The following is a 19577-nucleotide window of genomic DNA, read 5'->3' as shown; positions in this document are numbered from 1 at the left end:
GATTCTGACACTTCTTCTGTTTTGTTTTGTCTGTCTGATTAGAAACACGCTATATTACAAAAACTTACTAATCTAATGGTGTCAGGAAAACTAATGGGGGATTGGCAGGCATGGCTGAATATCAGCCCTTTTCGCTGGCAGGAAGTCGCTACCGCCCTGGTGTGCGGGCTGATCATAGGTCTTGAGCGGCAGCTTCGCGGCAAGCCGGCAGGTATTCGCACCTCTACCCTTATCGTTCTTGGTACCTATGTCTTTATTGCCGTGTCTGTTTCCATCAATAATGCCAGCACAGATCCCTCCCGCACCATAGGTCAGGTCATTACCGGAGTCGGCTTTCTCGGCGCGGGGGTGATACTGACACGTGACGGTATAGTATTGGGCGTCACCTCGGCGGCAACTATCTGGATGCTGGCTGCGATCGGCGTCTGTATCGGTCTTGGCCATGATATGACAGCAATTAAATTATCGGTGCTGACGGTCGTGGTGCTGGTGGGCATCGACCTTCTGGAAAACTCTTCGGTTGTCATGCGCCGCGGCGTACATCGCAAGTACAGCGAATGGCGTAACCGCAATGGACAGATGAATAGGCGGGCCGGCGACCCGCCGTCTGGAAGTGGCAGCGAGGACCCGCCTTAACCGTCTCTTATACCAACCGCTCCCCCCGGCATTAAACGACTAACGTTTCCTGATCACCAGGCTGCCGATGGAGTAGCCTGCGCCGAAGGAGCAAAGCACGCCCACCTCACCGGGTAGCATATCCTGATGATGCAGATTAAAGGCAATCATTGAACCGGCGGAGGCCGTATTGGCATAACGGTCCAGCACAATGGGGGCTTCATCGGCGGTGGCCTCCCGGCCCAGCAGTTTTTTGCCAATCAGCAGGTTCATATTGATATTGGCCTGATGCAGCCACCAGCGGCGTATATCCGATGTGGTCAGGCCATGGTGCTGAACATGCTGTTGTAAATGCTCAGCGGCCATGGGGCAGACTTCCTTGAAGACACTGCGGCCATTCTGGTGAAACAGCTTGTCCAGACCAAAGGGATCCACATCCTGAGCCCGGCTCATAAAACCGAAATTGGAGCGGATGTTGTTGGAGAATTTGGTCACCGCTCTGGTGCTGAGGATCTCGAAGCAATGATGCCCGCGGGCCGTTTCAGCCCTCTCCACCACCTTAGCCGTGGCCACGTCGCCAAAAATAAAATGGCTGTCCCGATCCCTGTAGTTGATCTGCGGAGAAACCAGCTCAGGGTTGATCACCAGTACGGTGCCGGCCGTTCCCGCTTTGACCATCTCATAGGCCCGGTGCAGGCCGAAGGTGGCCGCCGAGCAGGCCACCAGCATATCAAAGCCGAAACCCTCAATACCCAGGGCTTCCTGCACTTCGATGGCGATAGCCGGGTACGCCCGCTGGGTGTAGGCGCAGGAGACGATCACCGCGTCTATCTCACCGGCCTGCTTGTTGGCTGCCGCCAGGGCGAGTCTTGCCGCTTCGACGGCGATCTCTGCCTGTTGGGAGAGCTCTTCATCGGCCCGTTCGGGAAAGCTGGGGCGCATACGTCCGATATCCAGCACGCCTTCCTTGCTGTAGATAAAGCGGCTTTTGATACCGGACGCCTTCTCAATAAACTCGGCGCTGGAGTGGGGCTTGGCTTCAAGCTCGCCGGCCTCAATGGCCTGGCGGTGGTCCCGATTGTACTGGTCAGCCCAGCCGTTATAACTGGCGACCAGTTCTTCGTTACTGATGCTGTATGGCGGGGTCCAAAGGCCGCTGCCGCTGATAACCACGGATTGAGACATGCAAAGGGTCCGGAAAACTTACACCCTGCTAGCTTACCCCCTGTGGGCCGGTTTGTCATGGACTCATCGGGCCAGTAGGCTGGCACTCGTCGAAACAAAAAAACGGCGCCCAGGGGCGCCGTGGTGTCAGAACTGATAGGTCCTGACCTGCTCCAGCAGTTTCTGGGCATTGAGTTTACCGGTGACACAGGCCTGTACGTCCTGGTTGCGGAACACATAGATCTTGTCCTGGCGGCCGCCACCCTGAGGATCCTGCATAAAATTCTTCAGCACCAGTGAGACATGCTCATCCTGCGGCAGGGTGCGCAACCCGGCTCCGTATTTGCACAGGACATCGGCTACATTGGACTCGAAACCCGCCAGGAATGACTTGTACTGCTGTTGCAGCGCTTCCTGCTGCTTCAGGGCCTGTTGCTGCTGTTCTTTCTCCAGTTCCTGTGCGTACTGGGCCACTTCTTTTTGTCGCTCGCGCAAGCGCGCCAGCTCTGTTTCCAGCTCCTGGGTATCCTGATTCAGATCCTTTTTGCGCTCACCTTCGGCATGACGCTTCTCAAACTCCAGATCCCGCTTACGCCGCTCGTACTCCCGCATCTCCCAGGCCAGTTCTCTTTCCTGTTCACGCAGTTCCCCGAGTTTTTCCCGGTTTTCCCGCAACGCATCCCGGGCGACCTCCATGGCCTCTTCGATACGGCTGTCCAGCTCATCGTCATCGATCTGGATATGAAACTGGTAGTCGCCGCCGGATACCGCCGGCGCTGCAGGGGCTGGCGGCACGCCGCCAAACAATTCGCCGAAATTGAAACTGAAGCCCAGGCCTGCACCACTGGTGTTCATCTCAAACAACACCCCCTGACCTGTCAGATAGGTGGCGTCCAGGGAGCGCACACGAATGTCGCCCTTGCTCCTGTCCTGTCGCAAGGTGGTATTCATGATGCCGGTCATGATTTCCAGCTCCTTGTTCAGGCCTGCCAGATCCTGGGCAGCTTGTAGCTGAGGGGCCGTCAGGGCGGCGATCATAAGGGAAAATATCTTGCCTTTCATGGAAAGTCCTCTTACTAAGGGTTGGGATCGCTACCGGGTGTAACCGGTGTCGTTTCCGTGTTGCTGTAAAGTTCCTGCTCAAGCTTGTTTAACTGCCTGGCATAGAAAACCTGATCATCGGCACGCTGCTGATTGACGAATTTAATCAGTTCGGCAAAATCCTCACGTCGCTCCGTTCGGCTGGATGTCAGCAGATAGCTGGCCAGTTGGGTATTGGCTTGTTGCTGCTGGTCTCGTAAATCCCTGGCATAATCCACCAGCGCCACTTGCTGTTGCTGGCGGAAATCATCCAACTGAGCGGCAACCGCCTGTTCGATCTCAGCCTGTCGTCCCTGCCCGGCAAAACTCAGGGTCAGGGCGTTGTTTTGCACCTGCACCTCCACTCTGAGCAGCACCATGACGATGGCCAACAAGGAGGTGGCGAAAGACAAGGGGGCAAAACCCGCCCATCCCCATGGGCTCCCGGACCGGCTTTGAGCTCCGATGGCAGGGGGAACCCATCTTGGCACCTCGGCCTGCTGATAATGCTTGGCCTGATGCTGCATATCCCGACCAAGGGCGACCCTGGCGGCAAACTCGTCATCGTCTGCGCACAGTTGCCGGAATTCGGCCAGTTGTTCGTCGTTCAGATCATCTTCCAGCCACAAGGCAAACAAGGTTTCTTTCTCAGACATATTGCACCTCCATCAGCTCTTTGAGTTTGCCCAGGGCGGCATATAGCCTGGATTTAACCGTATTACTGGATATGCCCATCTGCTGCGCAATCTCCTCAAAAGTGAACTGACTGTAAAACTTCAACTCCACCACCGCCTTCTGCTCAAGGGGTAATCCCTGCATGGCCCGTAGCAGCAGTTTCGCGTCGGCATCGGCCAGGAATCTGGCACTGACACAGGCCTGCTCATCTACCGGTTCCGGACTGTCATCCAGCCCCTGATGGGGTTTCCTGCGCCGATAGAATTCCACCAGTCGATGGTGGGCAATACGAAACAACCAGGCCCGGAAGCTGCCATCGCCCCGATAGCCGGCCAGATTGCGAAACACCGACAGGAACACCTCCTGCATCAAGTCCATGGCGTCATCGGCACTACCCGTCATGCGCAGACCATAGTTGTAGATGGCTTTATCGTATCGCTTCACCAGCTTTAGCCAGGCCTGGTTGTTGCCTGCCATGGCCTTGTGGATAAGCTTGCTGTCACTCTGTTCAAACACCTGCAGGTATTCCTTTAGTACCAGCGGAGCTGGTATGACATCTTCTTGGTTGCTCTTGCTCAGTAAAGTCGAGCCGGGCAAAAAAAAAGTTTGCCGCTTTAGAAAAATTTTCACGGCAAACTTTTTCTGTTACTGGCTGCCTGTCATCCATTCACAACACCGGCCTGGGCATCAGGGGTTGCAGCAATTCGGCAATGCGCCGGAACAGCCTCACCCGGGTGGTGCCGTTACGCCAGACCAGGCCGATTTCCCGGTAGGCCTTGTCCTCCGCCGGAAAAGACACCAGGCTGCTGTGCAGCAGAATATCGCTCTGGAGGGCAAGCTCCGGCAGAAAGGTCAGACCCAGTTTGCTGTTGGCCAGTTGCACCAGGGTAAACAGGCTGCTGGCGGCCAGCGCACTGACCTGATCCTTGTTCTTCAGGCCACAGGCACTGACCGCGTGGCCCGTCATGCAGTGTTCCTGTTGCAGCAGGAAGACGCTGTCCCTGGGCAGGGCGCTGTAATCCAGTGGGGAGGGCAACAGCTTGAGCATCTCGGGATGGGCGACCAGATGGAAGGGATCGTGGCCAATCACCATCTGCTTACAGCCCGGCGTTTCCATTGGCAGAGCCAGAATCAACAGATCCAGCTCGCCGCTGGTCAGCTCCCGCAACAGATTGGCGGTAGTATTCTCTTGCAGTTGCAGATTCAGCTTGGGCAGGTCGCTGCCCACCCGACCAATCAGCCCTTCCAGCAAAAAAGGAGCAATGGTGGGGATAATCCCCAGTTTCAGCTTGCCGGCCTGCCAGTTGCCGGCGCTTTCTGCGTATTCCAGCAGCTCTGACGTGCTGTTGAGCAAGGCCTTGCTGCGCTCCACCATTTCCAGTCCCAGGGCGGTAAAGATAAAGGTCTTATGATCCCGTTCAAGTAACTGGCAGCCCAGTTGCTCCTCCAGGTTCTGAATGGCGGTACTCAGGGTTGACTGACTGACGAAACAGCGCTGGGCCGCCCGGTTGAAATGCTGTTCTTCATATAACACCACCAGGTAGTGGAGGTGTTTGAGGTTGGGCCACTTCATCGTACACTCCTAAACAATCGATTAGAAACCGATTTATTAATCAGATTGACTAATGCTAGCAGCTCCCCACGACCTTGTCTGCCATTCCCTGATGGCAAAAAGCAGAAAACCCGGCACTGGCCGGGTTTTCTGAGGCTTAACCGCTGTCAGGCAAATATGCCTTTGAGCATAAAGAAGAACATAATGGACAGGCCTGCCCCTACCGGCAGGGTGACCACCCAGGACACCACGATATTGCGGATTACCCCTAGGTTCAAAGCGGCAATACCCCGCGCCATACCGACGCCCAGTACGGCCCCCACAAGGGTTTGCGTGGTGGAGATAGGCAGGCCGGTGCCGGACGCGATGACCACAGTTGACGCGGCAGCCAGCTCAGCGGCGAAGCCGCGGCTCGGGGTCAGATGGGTGATGCCCTTGCCGATGGTCTGAATGACCCGGTGGCCGAAAATAGCCAGGCCCATCACGATGCCCACCGCACCCAGCGGCAATATCCACCAGGCCAGCTTGGCCTTACTGGCGATCTCGCCGCCACTTTGTACCACGCTGACCACGGCGGCCAGCGGGCCAATGGCATTGGCTACATCGTTGGAGCCATGGGCAAACGCCATACAGCAGGCAGTCACCACCATCAGCATGGCAAAAACTTTCTCGACGCTGGCAAACTGCATACGTCGGTTAGCCTCGCGATCAAGCCTGATCCTGTTGATAAAAACCTTACCTCCTATCCCGACAAGCGCGGCGAGCACCAAGGCAATCAGATAAGAATCCAGGGTGTCAATCTTCAGGCCCACATGCTTGAGGCCCTTGGTCAGGGTGACCAGCGACATGATGAAAGCCGCCAGCGCCATATAGAAGGGAACATAGCGCTTAGCGTTGGCAAAGGGGTTTTCCGTGTCGAATATCAGACGCTGGGCACTCATAAAAATCAGGTAGGCCAGAAAGCCGGAAATGGCCGGCGTCACAATCCAACTGCCCACCACGCCGATGACCTTGCCCCACTCGACGGCTTCTGCGCTCACGCCCACTGCGGCAAAACCGACGATGGCACCGATAATGGAGTGGGTGGTCGAAACAGGCCAGCCCAGATAAGAGGCGATCACCAGCCAGATGCCCGCCGCAAGGAGAGAGGCAATCATGCCGTACACCAAAAGCTCAGGGGTATCGACAAAGTAGGTACTGTCGATAATACCTTTTCTGATGGTCGAGGTAACTTCGCCTCCCGCCAGGTAAGCACCGGCGAATTCGAAGATCATGGCAATGATGATTGCCTGTTTGATGGTCAGTGCCTTGGAGCCCACAGAGGTTCCCATGGCATTGGCCACGTCATTGGCGCCAATTCCCCAGGCCATCAAAAAACCGACGATAGCGGCTGTGGCTATCAGCATGAAGCCATAAGTGGTTAAGATATCCATGAAAAACTGCCCTTAGCTTGCCAGCATCAATTCGAGGCGGGACCCGACCCGTTGCGAGATATCGGCCAGGTCGCCGATCCATTCAATGATGTTATACAGAAAAATGACGTCCACAGGATTGAGTCCGCCCTCAATGGCGCGAAGCTCGCGGCGCATCACGACCTGCATCTTGTCAGTGTCGTCCTCTATCTGGTCCAGTTGGTTGATCATTTCCTCGACCACCTTGACCTCGCGGCCCTTAAAGCCGGTCTCCAGCAATTCGTCCAGCTCGTTGGTCACGTTCTGTGCCTGTTGCGTGGCATCCAGGCAACGCTTCAGGTAAGCGAGGAATTTTTCCTGCAGAGGTTGCGGAATTTCCAGCTCACGGCCCAGCACCCGGCCGGAAATATCCCGGGCCCGGTTGGCAATTTTGTCCTGTTGACTCAGCAGCTCCAGCAGATCCTGGCGCTGAATGGGCATAAAGATTCCCGCGGGCAGGTTGATTCGCAGTTCCCGCTTGAGGGAGTCGGCCTTACGCTCCAGATTGGAAATGTCGTGCTGATGTTTCTCGGCGGCTTTCCAGTCTTTGTTGAAGACAGCGTCAAAGAAGGGCAACAGGCCCTGGCTGCACTGATGAACGGTATTGATATGTTCTTCAAGAGGTTTCAGCGGGGATTTCGCGAAAACTTCAAGGAACGAATTATTTGACATAAATGGCACTTTTCATACCTTCTTAATGGTTGTGCGTCGCACGCAATATATGAACAAAATATTTCACTTTTATGACATCAAGCGAAAACCAGGCAAATTTAGGGTACCTTTATCTTTCCTGTCAGCCTCTAACGTAACTCACGCAATTTTTCCTGCATGGCGTGGCGGGAGATATGTCTGACATCCTTACCCTTCACCAGGTAAATAATGTATTCACAGACATTCTTACATCTGTCCCCCACCCTTTCCAGGGAGCGCATGGCCCACAGGATTTCCAGCCATTGAGGCAGGGCATCGGTATCCTGCCGCATCTCCTCCACCGCCTGGGTCAGCAATTGCTTGTACTGCTCGTCTATCTCCTGATCGCCGATATGAATACTCATGGCCGCTTCGGCATCCATACGGGCAAAAGCATTCAGCGTCTGGCGCAACATCTCCATTACATGGTTGCCGGTGGCGATCATACCGTTTTTGATATCCTCGGACACGGGTAAATTACCCTTGAGTATCAGTTTGGCGATTCTTTCCACTTCGTCGCCGATCCGCTCGATATCGGTGGTGGCTTTGTTGATGGCCAGGACCAGACGCAGATCGCTGGCAGCCGGATGACGCTTGGCAATAATTCTGGTGCACTCCTCATCGATTTGCACCTCCATGTTATTGACCATGATGTCGTTCAGCACCACCTTTTCTGCCAGACCGCGGTTGTTGTCACGTAGCGCGCTGATAGCGTCACACAGCTGTTGTTCCACTACGCCGCCCATGGTCAGCACGGAATTGCGCAGGTTTTCCAGCTCCTGGTTGAAACGCCCGGAGATATGGGTGTTCAGTTTAATGGTTTGCATCTTTGTCTCGCCAATATGCTTAAGTGACAAGTGACAAGGATACCGCCATCTCTACTTACTTGTTACCCGTCACAGGTCACTTGTCACTCGTTACGCATCAACCGTAACGCCCCGTAATATATTCTTCCGTCTGCTGTTGCTTGGGGCGGGTAAAGAGCCGGTTGGTGTCCGAGTATTCGATCAGGCTGCCCTGATGCAAGAAGGCGGTGAAATCAGACACCCTGGCCGCCTGCTGCATATTATGGGTCACAATCAGCACAGTATACTTTTCCTTCAACTGGGTAATGAGCTCTTCGATGGTCAGGGTGGAAATAGGATCCAGTGCCGAGGTGGGCTCGTCCAGCAACAGAATATCAGGCTGCAGGGCAATGGCCCGGGCGATCACCAGGCGCTGCTGCTGGCCGCCTGACAGGGTCAGGGCCGAATCAAACAGCCTGTCCCGCACTTCCTTCCACAATGCCACATCGCGCAGGGCCTGTTCAGCAGCATTGTCCAGGGTACGCCTGTCGCGGATACCCTGGATTTTAAGTCCATAGACCAGGTTCTCATAAATACTCATGGGAAAAGGATTAGGCCGCTGGAAGACCATGCCGACCCGGCTGCGCAATGCGGCCACATCTTCCTTGCGGTGATAGATATTGCGCTCGTTGATATAGACCTCCCCTTGAACCTCACAGCCAGGGGTGAGGTCATTGAGTCGGTTGAAACAGCCCAGCAGGGTTGACTTGCCGCAGCCGCTGGGTCCGATAACGGAAGTAATCTGGCGTTTGGGAATACGCATCCTGATATCCTTCAGGGCCAGCTTGCTGCCGAATTTAAGGCTCAGATCCCTGACATCGATGGCAATATCCTCGTCTGCCAGCCCGTCCAGATCCACTTCCGGTCGGCTCAGGTCAAAATAGTCAAACATCCAACACTACTCCATCAAGCGAGTCTATCTGGCCAGGGCCTGATAACGATTGCGCAACCGGGCCCGCACCCAGACCGCCACTATGTTCAGGATCAGCACGACCAGCAACAACAGCAGGCAGGAAGCGAACATCATGGAGGAACCATGGCCTATGTTATTGCTGTGAAAGGCGCCATCATAGATCAATACGCCAAGATGCATAAATTGCCGATCCAGGTGCAGGTAGGGAAATTCCGTATCCAATGGCAGGCTGGGGGCAAATTTAACCGCCCCCACGAGCAACAACGGCGCCACTTCTCCCGCTCCACGGGCAATGGCAAGGATCACCCCGGTCATGATCCCGGGGCTTGCTATGGGGATAACGGTGCGCCAGACCGTTTCAAACTGGGTGGCCCCCAGCGCATAACTGCCCTGGCGCAGGCTGTCGGGCACCCTTCGCAACCCCTCTTCGGTAGCCACAATCACCACCGGCAGGGTGAGCATGGCCATGGTCAAAGAAGCCCAGAAAATGCCCGGCGCGCCGAAGGTGGGCGCCGGCAGATGTTCACTGAAAAACAGTTTGTCGATATTACCGCCCACCTGATAGACAAAAAATCCCAGACCAAACACCCCGTACACAATAGACGGCACACCGGCCAGGTTATTCACCCCCACCCGAAGCAACGAGGTCAAACCATTCTCCGGAGCGTACTCGTTCAGATAAATGGCCGCCATCACGCCCAATGGAGTGACGATCAGGGTCATCATCAGCACCATGACCACAGTGCCGAACAAGGCCGGGAATACACCGCCGGCACTGTTGGCCCGCTTAGGCTTTTCACTGACAAACACCCAGAGGGACTGCACAAAGTGCTCCCCCTTTTGCCAGGATGTCAGGCTGTTGAGCCGATGGAGGCTCTCTATCTCGGCCAGGGCCAGTTCATGGTACCGCCCGTCGTCGAACAGCAATTGCAGCCGGTAACGGCTCAGTTCCAGTTCTGCAACGGCCAGGGTCTGGCTGACCGCCTCAAACTCTTCAACCAGCCGTTGTCTGGCCGGCGCATCGGCGCTGACCTGGCGGCGATCGTACTCAGCCAGTTGCATGTGAATAGCCGCCAGCTTACCCCGCTTCAGGGCCTGTAGTTCCTCAACCTGCCCTTCCACCTTCTCCGTCAGCTTGTCCAGGGCCGCCATGGGCAGCGGCCGGGATCCCTCCACCAGGCCCTGCAGTCTGGCAATGACCCGGTTGCCGTTTCGCAGTTGAATATCGGTCAGATCCTCCAGGGGCTCCATCTTGATTATCTGCTGCTGTTCAATCAGATGCTGCTGATCACTGAACTGAAACAGGCTCGCCTGGCTGAACAGCCATCGCTTCTGCCCTTCTGTGGTAACGAAATCCCTGGACAGCAAAGAGGCAAAGATCTGCTTAGGCACCTCTTCATCATCAGCCAGATAGGTTACCTGATACAGGGTCTTCGGCCAGAAATGGGCCAGACCCTTGACCGTCATGATGCCGATCATACCGCTGAGGATCAGCAGAATTACCCCCACCAGGGTGGCGGTGGAGACAATGGGCAGACCTTCTGTGTAGCTGATGCGCAGGCGGGGACTAAACACTTTTGTAATGTTTCCTGAGTCGTCCCCGGACCAGTTCGGCCAGGGTGTTGATCAAAAATGTAAAGACAAATAACAGCAAGGCGGTGAAAAACAAAATCCGGTAGTGAATGCTGCCCACCTCTGACTCGGGCAATTCAATAGCAATGTTGGCGGTCAGAGTGCGCATGCCGGCAAACAGATCCCACTCCGGTACCGGCGAGTTACCGGTGACCATCAACACTATCATGGTTTCGCCGAAGGCCCGCGACAAGCCGAGCATGATGGAGGAAAAGATACCAGGGTAGGCCGCCACCAATACGACCCTTCGCAGCGTCTGTCCACGGGTCGCGCCCAGGGCGAAGGAAGCTTGCTGAAGGTGGGCCGGAACCTCATAAATGGCGTCTTCAGCCAGTGAATATATGCTGGGCACGATGGCAATGCCAAGAGCCAGAGCCACTACCAGAGCGTTCTTGCTGCTGTAATTGTCCTGTCCCTCGTACCAGCCGTTTGGCCAAATCCACTGCTGGAATTCACCGCCCAGCACAAAGGACAGCCAGGCCAGTGTCAGCAGGAGAGGGATGAGCAATATCAACTCCCACCCGGACTGCCATTTGATACTCAATGCCCGTGACAGGGGCTGATGCAAAAATGCCAGCCCCACCAGACAGGGGGGCAGCAACAGTAAAAACAGAATCAGGGCCAGCAGGTAATCCTCGACGATGGGAATCAGCCAGATGGCGGCAATAAAACCGATTACGACGGAGGGAATGGCTTCCAGCATTTCAATGCCCGGTTTCAGCCAGTTGCGTATCCGCTGGGGGACGAAATAGGCCGTGTAAATGGCCGCGCCGACGGCCAGGGGGATGGCCACCAGCAGGGCAACCAGTGCAGCTTTCAGGCTGCCGATGACCAGCGGGACCAGACTGTACTTGGCCTGACTGTTGTCTTCAGCGGCCGTCGACTGCCACACATAGTCAGCCTGGGGATAACCGTCATACAGGACAGGCCTCCACAAACTGGCAAAACTGACAATCGAGCTGATATTGTCAATCTGCCACTGCTCAATGCCCTCCAGGGTACGAAAATAGAGCCGGTTGCCGGCCAGGTAGGGGGATCGGGCTGATGCAGGCAGCCTGGTGGTCCCCAGGACTTCGCCGGTGGTGGCCAGAAACATCAGCAACTTGCCCTCTTTACCGAGCAACAGCCCCAGATCCTTGCCCTGGGCCATTTGCAGATCCTGCAGCCACAGGGGTTCCGTCAGCGAATACACTGGCCGGTAAACAAACCGCCCGTCCTGGTTATAACCGGACCACTTTTCCACCCCGCCACTGCTGAAGCCGAGCAAAAACGCCTTGTCGCCGGCAAAGGGGATGACCCGGGTAATTTCACTTTCCAGGCTAAGCCTGTCCGCTCGGCCCTGGCCAATCAGCGTCAGTTCCTTACCCTGGAAGTGTGCAGCGCTTTGCATGGCCGGTAACAAGACCAGTTCCCCCTGCCCGCTCAGTGTTTGTGTCTGTATCCGGGTGGGTTGCTGTCGGGAAGCCCAGTAGATATGCCAGGCGGACCGCACCTGGACGGCAGCACCAAGCCAATGATCCGATATGGCTACCCGCCAGGCTGGTTCACCCAGGCTATGCCTGAGGATCGGCAGGTACAGGGACTGCTCGGGAATGCGCTGGACCTGATCCGCCACCCGGCTGAGTCGCTCGACCCTGAGCTGCCCATCCGGATGCAACTGAAACAGATAACGGCCACCCTGGAAATGCAGAGCCCGGCTGCTTATCTTGCAGGGTTGGGGTAAGGTGCGGTGGGCAAGCAGTTGGTCTTCCTGTGGTTTTGTCTGATAAAAGGTCAGTTGACAATCCCTTTGGCTCAGTATGGCTCGCTCTGCCCGCAAGTCCTCCATCAGCAGCACTTCTTCGTCGCTGGCCAGGGGCCAGGATTTGACAGGTTCAGCGGAGGGAGACAACAGCAAGGGAGAGGTCACATACAGCAAATGCCAGATAAGGACAGCCAGGGTGAGCAGTACGGTCCATCCTCCCAGCGTTATGATCCTGGCAGCCAGTCTGTCTCGTCGCTTACGCTTTATCTGCGACGGGCTGTTGTTCAAGAGTTCACGCTGCACTGTCCATTCGCCATGACTTAAGCCAGGCGCTATTGTAAAGGGCCCCCAACTGAAATACTAACTCTTTGACCCAGGTCACAAAATTCCGGCCTTAGTGGACATGCTTGTCGCTGAAGAACAACTTCTGCATTATAGTTTCACTGCATAGCCAAACGGCATTTCAATCAGTGGGTCGTACAGGAGCAGAATATGGAATCAGTGATTTTCACTTTGCTGGGTAAAGACAAGCCCGGCATCATGGAAGCCGTGTCACGGGCGGTGAGGCAACTGCAAGGCAACTGGCTGGCCAGCAATTTTGCCCATATGGGCGGCCATTTTACCGGCTTTGTGGAGGTCAAGCTGCCCAGCGAGAATATCCGCCCGCTGCTGGACAAGCTGGATGCCATGCCGGAACTGAACATCCGCCTGGTCCAGGGTCAGACAAGCGACCGCGCAACCCGGCAGGTCAGCCTGGAGATCCTCGGCAACGATAAGCCCGGCATCGTGCAGGAGCTGACCTCGGTGCTGCATCAGTTCCAACTCAATATCCTGCGTTTCAGTTCCAATTGCGAGGCGGCGCCGAACTGGGGCGGCAACCTGTTCAAGGCCCAGGTGGTGATCGAGATCCCGGAGGATTTTGATCTCGGCCCCCTGAGTCAGTCACTGGAGAAAATTGCCAACGATTTGGTGGTCGATATCGACTGGCATTGAGGATCCGGCTCTGGCTGTCACAAAAGCTTCATGCCGGAGCCAATGGCAACTTGCTAGAATCCTTCAGTTTTTTTGTACTCCAAGCCAGTAGATTATGAGCATGAGCAGCTATCCCTATTATCCCAAAGAGCTCAGTTGGCTCGCCTTCAACCAGCGTGTGCTGCAGGAAGCGGCCGACAAGCGCAATCCCATTGTCGAGCGTATCCGCTTTCTCGGTATCTATTCCAACAACATGGATGAGTTCTACCGGGTGCGGGTGGCGGACGTCAAACGTCAGATTTATATCCATCTTAATGATCAGAATCCGGACGCCGCTGAACTGACCAAACAGCTCATGGACAAGATCCAGGAGCGGGTGCTGGTGATGACAGAGGATTTCGAGCGTATCCACGCAGAAGTGGTGGCGAGGCTGGCCAAGTATCAGATTTATCTGATTGGCAAAGAACAATTGGACGCCTATCAGGCCAACTGGCTGAGAAGCTACTTCAAGAACAAAATCCTGCGCCATATCGCCCCGGTGCTGTTGCATAACAAGGTCAAGCTGGTTGAACGCCTGAATGACGCGGCCACTTATCTGTTTGTGGCCGTGCGCAAGGCTGAACAGAAGACCCAGTTTGCCCTGATCGAAGTTCCCACTGAAAGCATGTCCAGATTCGTGCTGATCCCGCCGGAGAAAAGTCGCAAGAAGAAACACATTATTCTGCTGGATGACATTATCAATCTCTGCCTTGAGCAGATTTTCCGCGGATTTCTGACCTTCGACAGCCTGGAGGCCTACTCCTTTAAGATGACCCGGGATGCGGAATACCGTATCAACGACGAAATAGATGAAAGTTACGTGGACAAGATGTCCGAAAGCATGAAGCAGCGGTTGATCGCCGAGCCGGTCCGGTTTGTCTATGACGGGGACATGCCACTGGATATGCTGGAGTTTCTCAAGAAACAACTCAAGATTTCCTCCTACGACAGCCTGATCGCCAGTGGCCCGTATCGTAATTTCAAGGACTTTATCGGCTTTCCCAATGTGGGCAGGGAATATCTGGAAAACCCACCCCTGCCGGCCATCAACGCCATCGAATTCGGCCAGCATGATACGGTGTTCGATGCCATCAGCAGGCAGGACATCCTGCTTTATTATCCCTGTCACCGCTTCTTGCACCTGAGCGAATTCATCCGCCAGGCCGCCTTTGATCCGAACGTCAAACATATCCGGCTGAACATCTACCGGGTTGCCTCCAAATCCCGAATCATCAATTCACTGATCGATGCGGTCAATAACGGCAAGCAGGTCACTGTGGTGGTAGAACTGCGCGCCAGGTTCGACGAAGAAGCCAATATAGAATGGTCCAAGACCATGACAGATGCCGGCGTCAAGGTCATGCTGGGGGTGCCGACCCTTAAGATCCATGCCAAACTCTGCGTAATTACCCGTGAAGAGCAGGGACAGATGGTCAACTACGCTCATTTCGGCACCGGCAACTTCAATGAGAAGACGGCAAAAATCTATACGGATTTCAGCCTGTTCACCCGCGATCAGGAACTGGCCCAGGAAGCGGTGGATGTATTCGATTTTATCCATTATCCCTACCGGCGCTTTAAGTTCCAGCATCTGCAGGTGTCGCCGGTCAACGCCAGAACCAAGATCCAGTTGCTGATCCGCCAGGAAATACAGAACGTCAAGGAAGGGCTCAAAGGTCAGATATTGCTGAAGGTCAATAACCTGGTGGACATTGCACTAATTGACGATCTGTACAAAGCCAGCCAGGCCGGTGTCAAGATCAAGGCCATTGTCCGGGGCATGTGTTCGCTGATCCCCGGGATAAAAGGGCTGAGTGACAACATCTCTGTTATCAGCATAGTTGACCGGTTCCTGGAACACGCCAGGGTGATGGTGTTTGAGAATGCTGGTGACCAGAAAGTGTTTATCTCCTCGGCGGACTGGATGACCCGCAACATGGACAACCGTATCGAGGTGGGCTGTCCCATCTACGACCCGATCCTGAAAAAACGGGTCATCGATATCCTGCATATCCAATTCAGGGACACAATCAAGGCCAGGGTCATCGACCAGGAACAGACCAACAAATATGTCCGGCGTGGCAACAGGAAAAAGTTGCGTTCGCAAGTGGAAATCTACCATTATCTGAAGGCTCTGGAAGACAAGCAGCAGCAACAATCCTGATGAACCAACTCAGCAATGCCTTCGCCGATATCGAAGCCAGGGACGTGACCCATGTGGCCGCGCTGGATATCGGCTCCAACAGCTTCCATCTGGTGGTGGCCAGGATTGTCGCAGGCAGCGTGCAGATTCTGCATAAGGTCAAGCAAAAAGTCCGCCTGGCCGACGGCCTGGACAAACAGGGCAATCTCAGCCCGGAAGCCATTGAGCGGGGTATCGAGACGCTGCAACAGTTTGCCGACAGCCTGCGGGGTTTCAAGCCGGATACCGTGCGTATCGTCGCCACCCATACCCTGCGTAAGGCAAATAATGCCAAGGCCTTCATCAGGGCGGCCAGGCAGGTCCTGCCCTATCCGGTGGAAGTGGTGTCTGGAGTCGAAGAGGCCCGCCTTATCTACCAGGGCGTGGCCCATACCCAGGAAAATGCCGGCCGGCGACTGGTGATTGATATCGGCGGCGGCAGTACAGAATTTATCATTGGCACAGGCTTCAAGCCGGTTTTGCTGCGCAGCCTGCAGATGGGTTGTGTGAACTTTACCCAACGCTTCTTCAAAGCCGGTGAGTTGAAAGCAAAATACTTCAGCAAGGCCATAATGGCGGCCAGACAGGAACTGGAGATGATTGACCGCAAATACCGCCAACTCGGCTGGGACGTTTGCATCGGCACCTCAGGCACCATAAAGACCATCGTCAGCCTGGCGCAAGACCTTAATCCCCAGTTGAAGCCCGGAACGGTCAGTAAGGCGGAGCTGCGCAAACTCATCGAGCTTTGCTGTAAGGCTCAGCATATGGACAAACTGAAACTGGCTGCACTCACCGAAGACAGGGTACCGGTGTTTGCCGCCGGCCTGGCCATCCTGGCCGGTATATTTGACAGTCTGGATATCAGTCTGATGGAATTCTCGCCAGCGGCGCTCAGAGAAGGAGTCATCTATGAGATGGAAGAGCGCCTCGCCCATCATGATATCCGCGAACGCACCGCAGAGAGCCTGGCCGTCCGCTACGACGTAGATACGGACCACGCCAACCGGGTCCTGCGCACCACCATGAACCTGTATCACCAGGTAGCCAAAGAATGGGATATTGCCGGTGACGAGGCCCAGAATCTGCTCGGCTGGGCCGCCCTGCTCCATGAAGTGGGCCTGCAAATCAATTCCCGGCGGGTACAGCATCATTCAGGCTATATACTGCAAAACGCCGATCTGCCCGGCTTCAACCAGGAGCAACAGGAGTTGCTGGCGACCCTGGTGCGATATCATCGAAAAAAGGTCCGTCGGGCCGAGTTCGCCGAATTCACCCAGTTCAGTCCCGGACAGGTGTGTCGGCTTATATGTGTCCTGCAGTTGGGTGTGCTGCTGAATATCAAGCGTCAGGACGATTTTTTGCCCCAAATAGTGGCAAAAGCACGCGAGAATAAGTTATTACTGGAATTTGCTGACGACTGGTTGCAGAATGCTCCTCTGGTCGCGGCAGATATGCAACTGCAAGCCGGTTTCATGCTGAGTTGCGGGATTAGCCTGGTTGTGCGTTAATGGCAACGGCAGGCAATTAATGAAAATGTCATGGCCGTGCGAGAGGATTTCATCCTCGAAAACACCTATATGACAGGTGGCGTAACAATAATGATTGTGTCCGGGCGCCCAGGGTATGTAACTTGGTAACTCTCCGGGGCTGGGCATACCAGTAAAACGTCGCTAAAGAATTGAGTATGGGGTAGCGTGGAATATCAATCATTAGATACCTTGCAACCTCCCACTCACTAACAACACAAAACAAAAGGAAGCATCCAATGAATAAAACTGATCTGATCAATGCTATCGCTGATCGTGCAGACATCTCCAAAGCCTCTGCCGGCCGTGTAATCGACGCCTTCACCGGTGCTGTTACCGAAGCTCTGGCCAAGGGTGACGAAGTGGCTATCCTGGGTTTCGGTACCTTCAAGGTCTCCGAGCGGGCAGCCCGTACCGGTCGTAACCCCCAGACTGGCGCTACCATCCAGATCGCTGCCTCCAAGCTGCCTTCATTCAAAGCCGGTAAGGCTCTGAAAGACGCTTGCAACTAAGTTTTTAAGGACAGGGCGCTGCCCTGTCCTTTTGTCGTTTCCCGCTTTTTCCTACACCCTGTAACGACTGACCGCCAGGCTCAGACTGGATGCCTGCTCCGCAAGCCTGTCGCTTGCTTCCTTGTTCTCCTTTGAAGCCTGATTGGCCTGATCAGCCAGATCCCTTATCTGCACCACATTCTTACCCACGTCGGTGGCGACAATGGATTGCTCTTCCACGGCCGCAGCTACCTGGGTGGTCATGTCCATGATATTTTGCAGATCCGTCAGAATGCTGGTCAGCAAGGTCTCCACCGCCGAGGCCATTTCGGCGCTCTTCATTCCGCGGGAATGGCTCTGTTCGACCCGCTGCACAATGTCTGTGGTACGCTGTTGCAGGTTAGCCACAATCTTGCTGATCTCTTCGGTGCTTTGTTGCGTGCGTATGGCCAGGTTACGCACCTCCTCGGCTACCACAGCAAAGCCACGTCCCTGTTCACCGGCCCTGGCAGCCTCAATGGCGGCATTGAGCGCCAGCAGGTTGGTCTGCTCAGCAATGCCGCGAATGACTTCCAGCACTGACCCTATGACCTGGCTTTCCTGATCGAGCGCCCCGGCCGCATTAGCCGACTCGGTCAACTGATGGGCCAGTTCCCGGATTTGTCCGACGCTGCTTTTTACTTCCTGGGCACCCTGGGAGGCATGCGCACTGCTGTCCCTGGCCTTATCTGCAGTGGCCTCGGTATGTTTGGTGATTTCGTTAACCGTATGGCCCATCTCTGTGACCGCTGCTGCCACCATATCGGTTTCCTCGATCTGTCTTTGCATATCGCCGGCTGTTTGCTGTGCGCTCTGGGCCAGTTCCTGGGAAGTCTGCGTGAGCAGTTGTACAGATTGTCCGATTCCGGCAACGATCTTGCGAAAATCCTGTACCAATTGATTAATATCTTCCGACATATCGGCCAGCTCATGCTTGCCGGAAACTTTGACCTCTATGGTGAAGTCATTATTGGCCCGGATTCTGTGCACTGTGCCACACACTTCGCGGATGGGGATCAGGATACTCCTGGCAATCATAAAGGCCATCAGCGCCACCAGCACAGCCACCAGTGATGTCAGGCCGCGCACCAGTAAACTGTCCCGTTCGACACGCTGCTGAATTTCGTTCCTGGCCCGTTCCACCAACTGCTCCAGCGCCGCTTCGGTTCCTTGTATGGTGCGACGCAGTTCTCCACTGATGCCTGTACTCTCATCCAGTCCGATGCGCTGTTCCGCTTCAGCCAGGGCGATAAACTGGTTGCCGTAGCGTTCCAGTAAGCTGTCCAGTTCGGCTCGCTGCGCCGGCGGCAGTGGTGAGGACGCCAAAGCCTGGCGCATGGATTGCAGACTACTTTGCAACCTGTCCACATACTTGGCATCCCGCCTGAGCATGAAGTCCTTCTCATTGCGGCGCAGTTGCAACATCATGACCATCAAGGCATCTGATTCACTCTGCTTGAGCTTTTCTTCAACCTCATGAACGGCGTCGCGCAAGGAGCCGTACAAGCCATCTTCATGATCCAGCCCGATAACCTGTTGCTGTTGGACCAGTTGATTGAACTGCTGCAGATATTGCTTGAACAACGGCAGGGTCTGATCCAACTCCCGTGTCGGCAGGCCCAACGCCCTGAAAGCGCCTTGCAGTTCTGTCACCAGAGCCTGCAAATCCGTCATCTGTTCATTGAATCGTTGTACGTACTTCATATCCTTGCGGGCCAGAAAATCCTTTTCATGCCGGCGCAGGGTCAGCATGTCCGAATTCAGCCGCTCTGCCTTGACCAGTGCATCGGAAAGCCGGCTCAGCGCCCCGGACGACGACTCAAACAAGATAAACATCAGGACGATTGCCGCCAGCACGATGGCGGCATTGAGGATAAGGCGCTGCTTAATGGTCATGGTCAGGATACCTCTTTTATTACTTGTTTGAAGCTATCCTTACAAACCTAGTCCGTCCTGGTCGTTTG

The 19577-nt window shown here is 55.2% G+C and carries 18 protein-coding genes; 5 read left to right on the top strand and 13 right to left on the bottom strand.

Annotated elements, in window-relative coordinates:
* Positions 1-93: 93 nt before the first annotated feature.
* On the top strand, positions 94-636 hold the full coding sequence (locus tag J0A66_RS13900) for an MgtC/SapB family protein (RefSeq protein WP_206574437.1): 543 nt from the start codon (positions 94-96) through the stop codon (positions 634-636).
* 39 nt (positions 637-675) lie between these two features.
* Here the strand turns inward: J0A66_RS13900 and J0A66_RS13895 are convergent, their stop codons facing one another.
* The 12 genes from J0A66_RS13895 to J0A66_RS23715 all read right to left on the bottom strand — a co-directional run bounded on the left by J0A66_RS13895 (position 676) and on the right by J0A66_RS23715 (position 12664).
* Complete coding sequence (locus tag J0A66_RS13895; protein WP_206574436.1) at positions 676-1800, bottom strand: beta-ketoacyl-ACP synthase III; 1125 nt, start codon at positions 1798-1800, stop codon at positions 676-678.
* A 126-nt stretch (positions 1801-1926) separates the two neighbouring features.
* Entirely contained in the window at positions 1927-2841 is a 915-nt protein-coding gene (locus tag J0A66_RS13890) for a hypothetical protein (protein ID WP_206574435.1), read from the bottom strand.
* A gap of 14 nt (positions 2842-2855) precedes the next feature.
* Positions 2856-3515 carry a hypothetical protein gene (locus J0A66_RS13885; RefSeq protein ID WP_206574434.1) on the bottom strand — a complete coding sequence of 220 codons (660 nt, stop codon included), beginning with the start codon at positions 3513-3515 and terminating at the stop codon, positions 2856-2858.
* Positions 3508-4050, bottom strand: coding sequence for a sigma-70 family RNA polymerase sigma factor (locus J0A66_RS13880; RefSeq protein WP_206574433.1), 543 nt, complete (start codon positions 4048-4050; stop codon positions 3508-3510). Before J0A66_RS13880 ends, J0A66_RS13885 begins: the two co-directional genes overlap by 8 nt.
* Positions 4043-4201 (bottom strand): hypothetical protein, encoded by a 159-nt coding sequence (locus tag J0A66_RS13875; protein WP_206574432.1) that lies wholly within the window; start codon positions 4199-4201, stop codon positions 4043-4045. Before J0A66_RS13875 ends, J0A66_RS13880 begins: the two co-directional genes overlap by 8 nt.
* Positions 4202-5107, bottom strand: a complete 906-nt coding sequence (locus J0A66_RS13870) for a hydrogen peroxide-inducible genes activator (protein ID WP_206574431.1) — start codon at positions 5105-5107, stop codon at positions 4202-4204.
* A gap of 146 nt (positions 5108-5253) precedes the next feature.
* A complete protein-coding gene (locus J0A66_RS13865) occupies positions 5254-6519 on the bottom strand; it encodes an inorganic phosphate transporter (RefSeq protein WP_206574430.1) in 1266 nt (421 codons plus the stop codon).
* 12 nt (positions 6520-6531) lie between these two features.
* Positions 6532-7209, bottom strand: a complete 678-nt coding sequence (locus tag J0A66_RS13860) for a TIGR00153 family protein (protein WP_206574429.1) — start codon at positions 7207-7209, stop codon at positions 6532-6534.
* Positions 7210-7337: 128 nt separating this feature from the next.
* Complete coding sequence (phoU, locus tag J0A66_RS13855; protein WP_206574428.1) at positions 7338-8054, bottom strand: phosphate signaling complex protein PhoU; 717 nt, start codon at positions 8052-8054, stop codon at positions 7338-7340.
* 97 nt (positions 8055-8151) lie between these two features.
* A complete protein-coding gene (gene pstB / locus J0A66_RS13850; RefSeq protein WP_206574427.1) occupies positions 8152-8964 on the bottom strand; it encodes a phosphate ABC transporter ATP-binding protein PstB in 813 nt (270 codons plus the stop codon).
* Positions 8965-8988: 24 nt separating this feature from the next.
* On the bottom strand, positions 8989-10560 hold the full coding sequence (gene pstA / locus J0A66_RS13845) for a phosphate ABC transporter permease PstA (RefSeq protein ID WP_206574426.1): 1572 nt from the start codon (positions 10558-10560) through the stop codon (positions 8989-8991).
* The gene (locus tag J0A66_RS23715) at positions 10553-12664 is read right to left on the bottom strand and encodes an ABC transporter permease subunit (protein ID WP_206574425.1); all 2112 of its coding nucleotides are present in this window, start codon (positions 12662-12664) and stop codon (positions 10553-10555) included. The genes pstA and J0A66_RS23715 overlap by 8 nt, the downstream gene beginning before the upstream one ends.
* A 189-nt stretch (positions 12665-12853) precedes the next feature.
* Here J0A66_RS23715 and J0A66_RS13835 point away from each other — a divergent pair, with 189 nt between their 5' ends.
* The 4 genes from J0A66_RS13835 (at position 12854) to J0A66_RS13820 (ending at position 17595) form a co-directional block, all read left to right on the top strand.
* Positions 12854-13354, top strand: coding sequence for a glycine cleavage system transcriptional repressor (locus J0A66_RS13835; RefSeq protein ID WP_206574424.1), 501 nt, complete (start codon positions 12854-12856; stop codon positions 13352-13354).
* A 100-nt stretch (positions 13355-13454) separates the two neighbouring features.
* Positions 13455-15536 carry a polyphosphate kinase 1 gene (gene ppk1, locus J0A66_RS13830; protein ID WP_206574423.1) on the top strand — a complete coding sequence of 694 codons (2082 nt, stop codon included), beginning with the start codon at positions 13455-13457 and terminating at the stop codon, positions 15534-15536.
* On the top strand, positions 15536-17065 hold the full coding sequence (gene ppx, locus J0A66_RS13825) for an exopolyphosphatase (protein ID WP_206574422.1): 1530 nt from the start codon (positions 15536-15538) through the stop codon (positions 17063-17065). Before ppk1 ends, ppx begins: the two co-directional genes overlap by 1 nt.
* 200 nt (positions 17066-17265) lie before the next feature.
* Entirely contained in the window at positions 17266-17595 is a 330-nt protein-coding gene (locus tag J0A66_RS13820) for an HU family DNA-binding protein (RefSeq protein WP_338143897.1), read from the top strand.
* A gap of 51 nt (positions 17596-17646) precedes the next feature.
* Here J0A66_RS13820 and J0A66_RS13815 read toward each other — a convergent pair whose 3' ends face one another.
* A complete protein-coding gene (locus J0A66_RS13815; protein ID WP_206574420.1) occupies positions 17647-19509 on the bottom strand; it encodes a methyl-accepting chemotaxis protein in 1863 nt (620 codons plus the stop codon).
* Between the last annotated feature and the right edge of the window lie 68 nt (positions 19510-19577).

Source organism: Bowmanella dokdonensis (assembly GCF_017254865.1).
GTDB classification, from domain to species: Bacteria; Pseudomonadota; Gammaproteobacteria; order Enterobacterales; family Alteromonadaceae; genus Bowmanella; species Bowmanella dokdonensis.
This window is presented reverse-complemented; position numbering and strand designations above follow the sequence as displayed.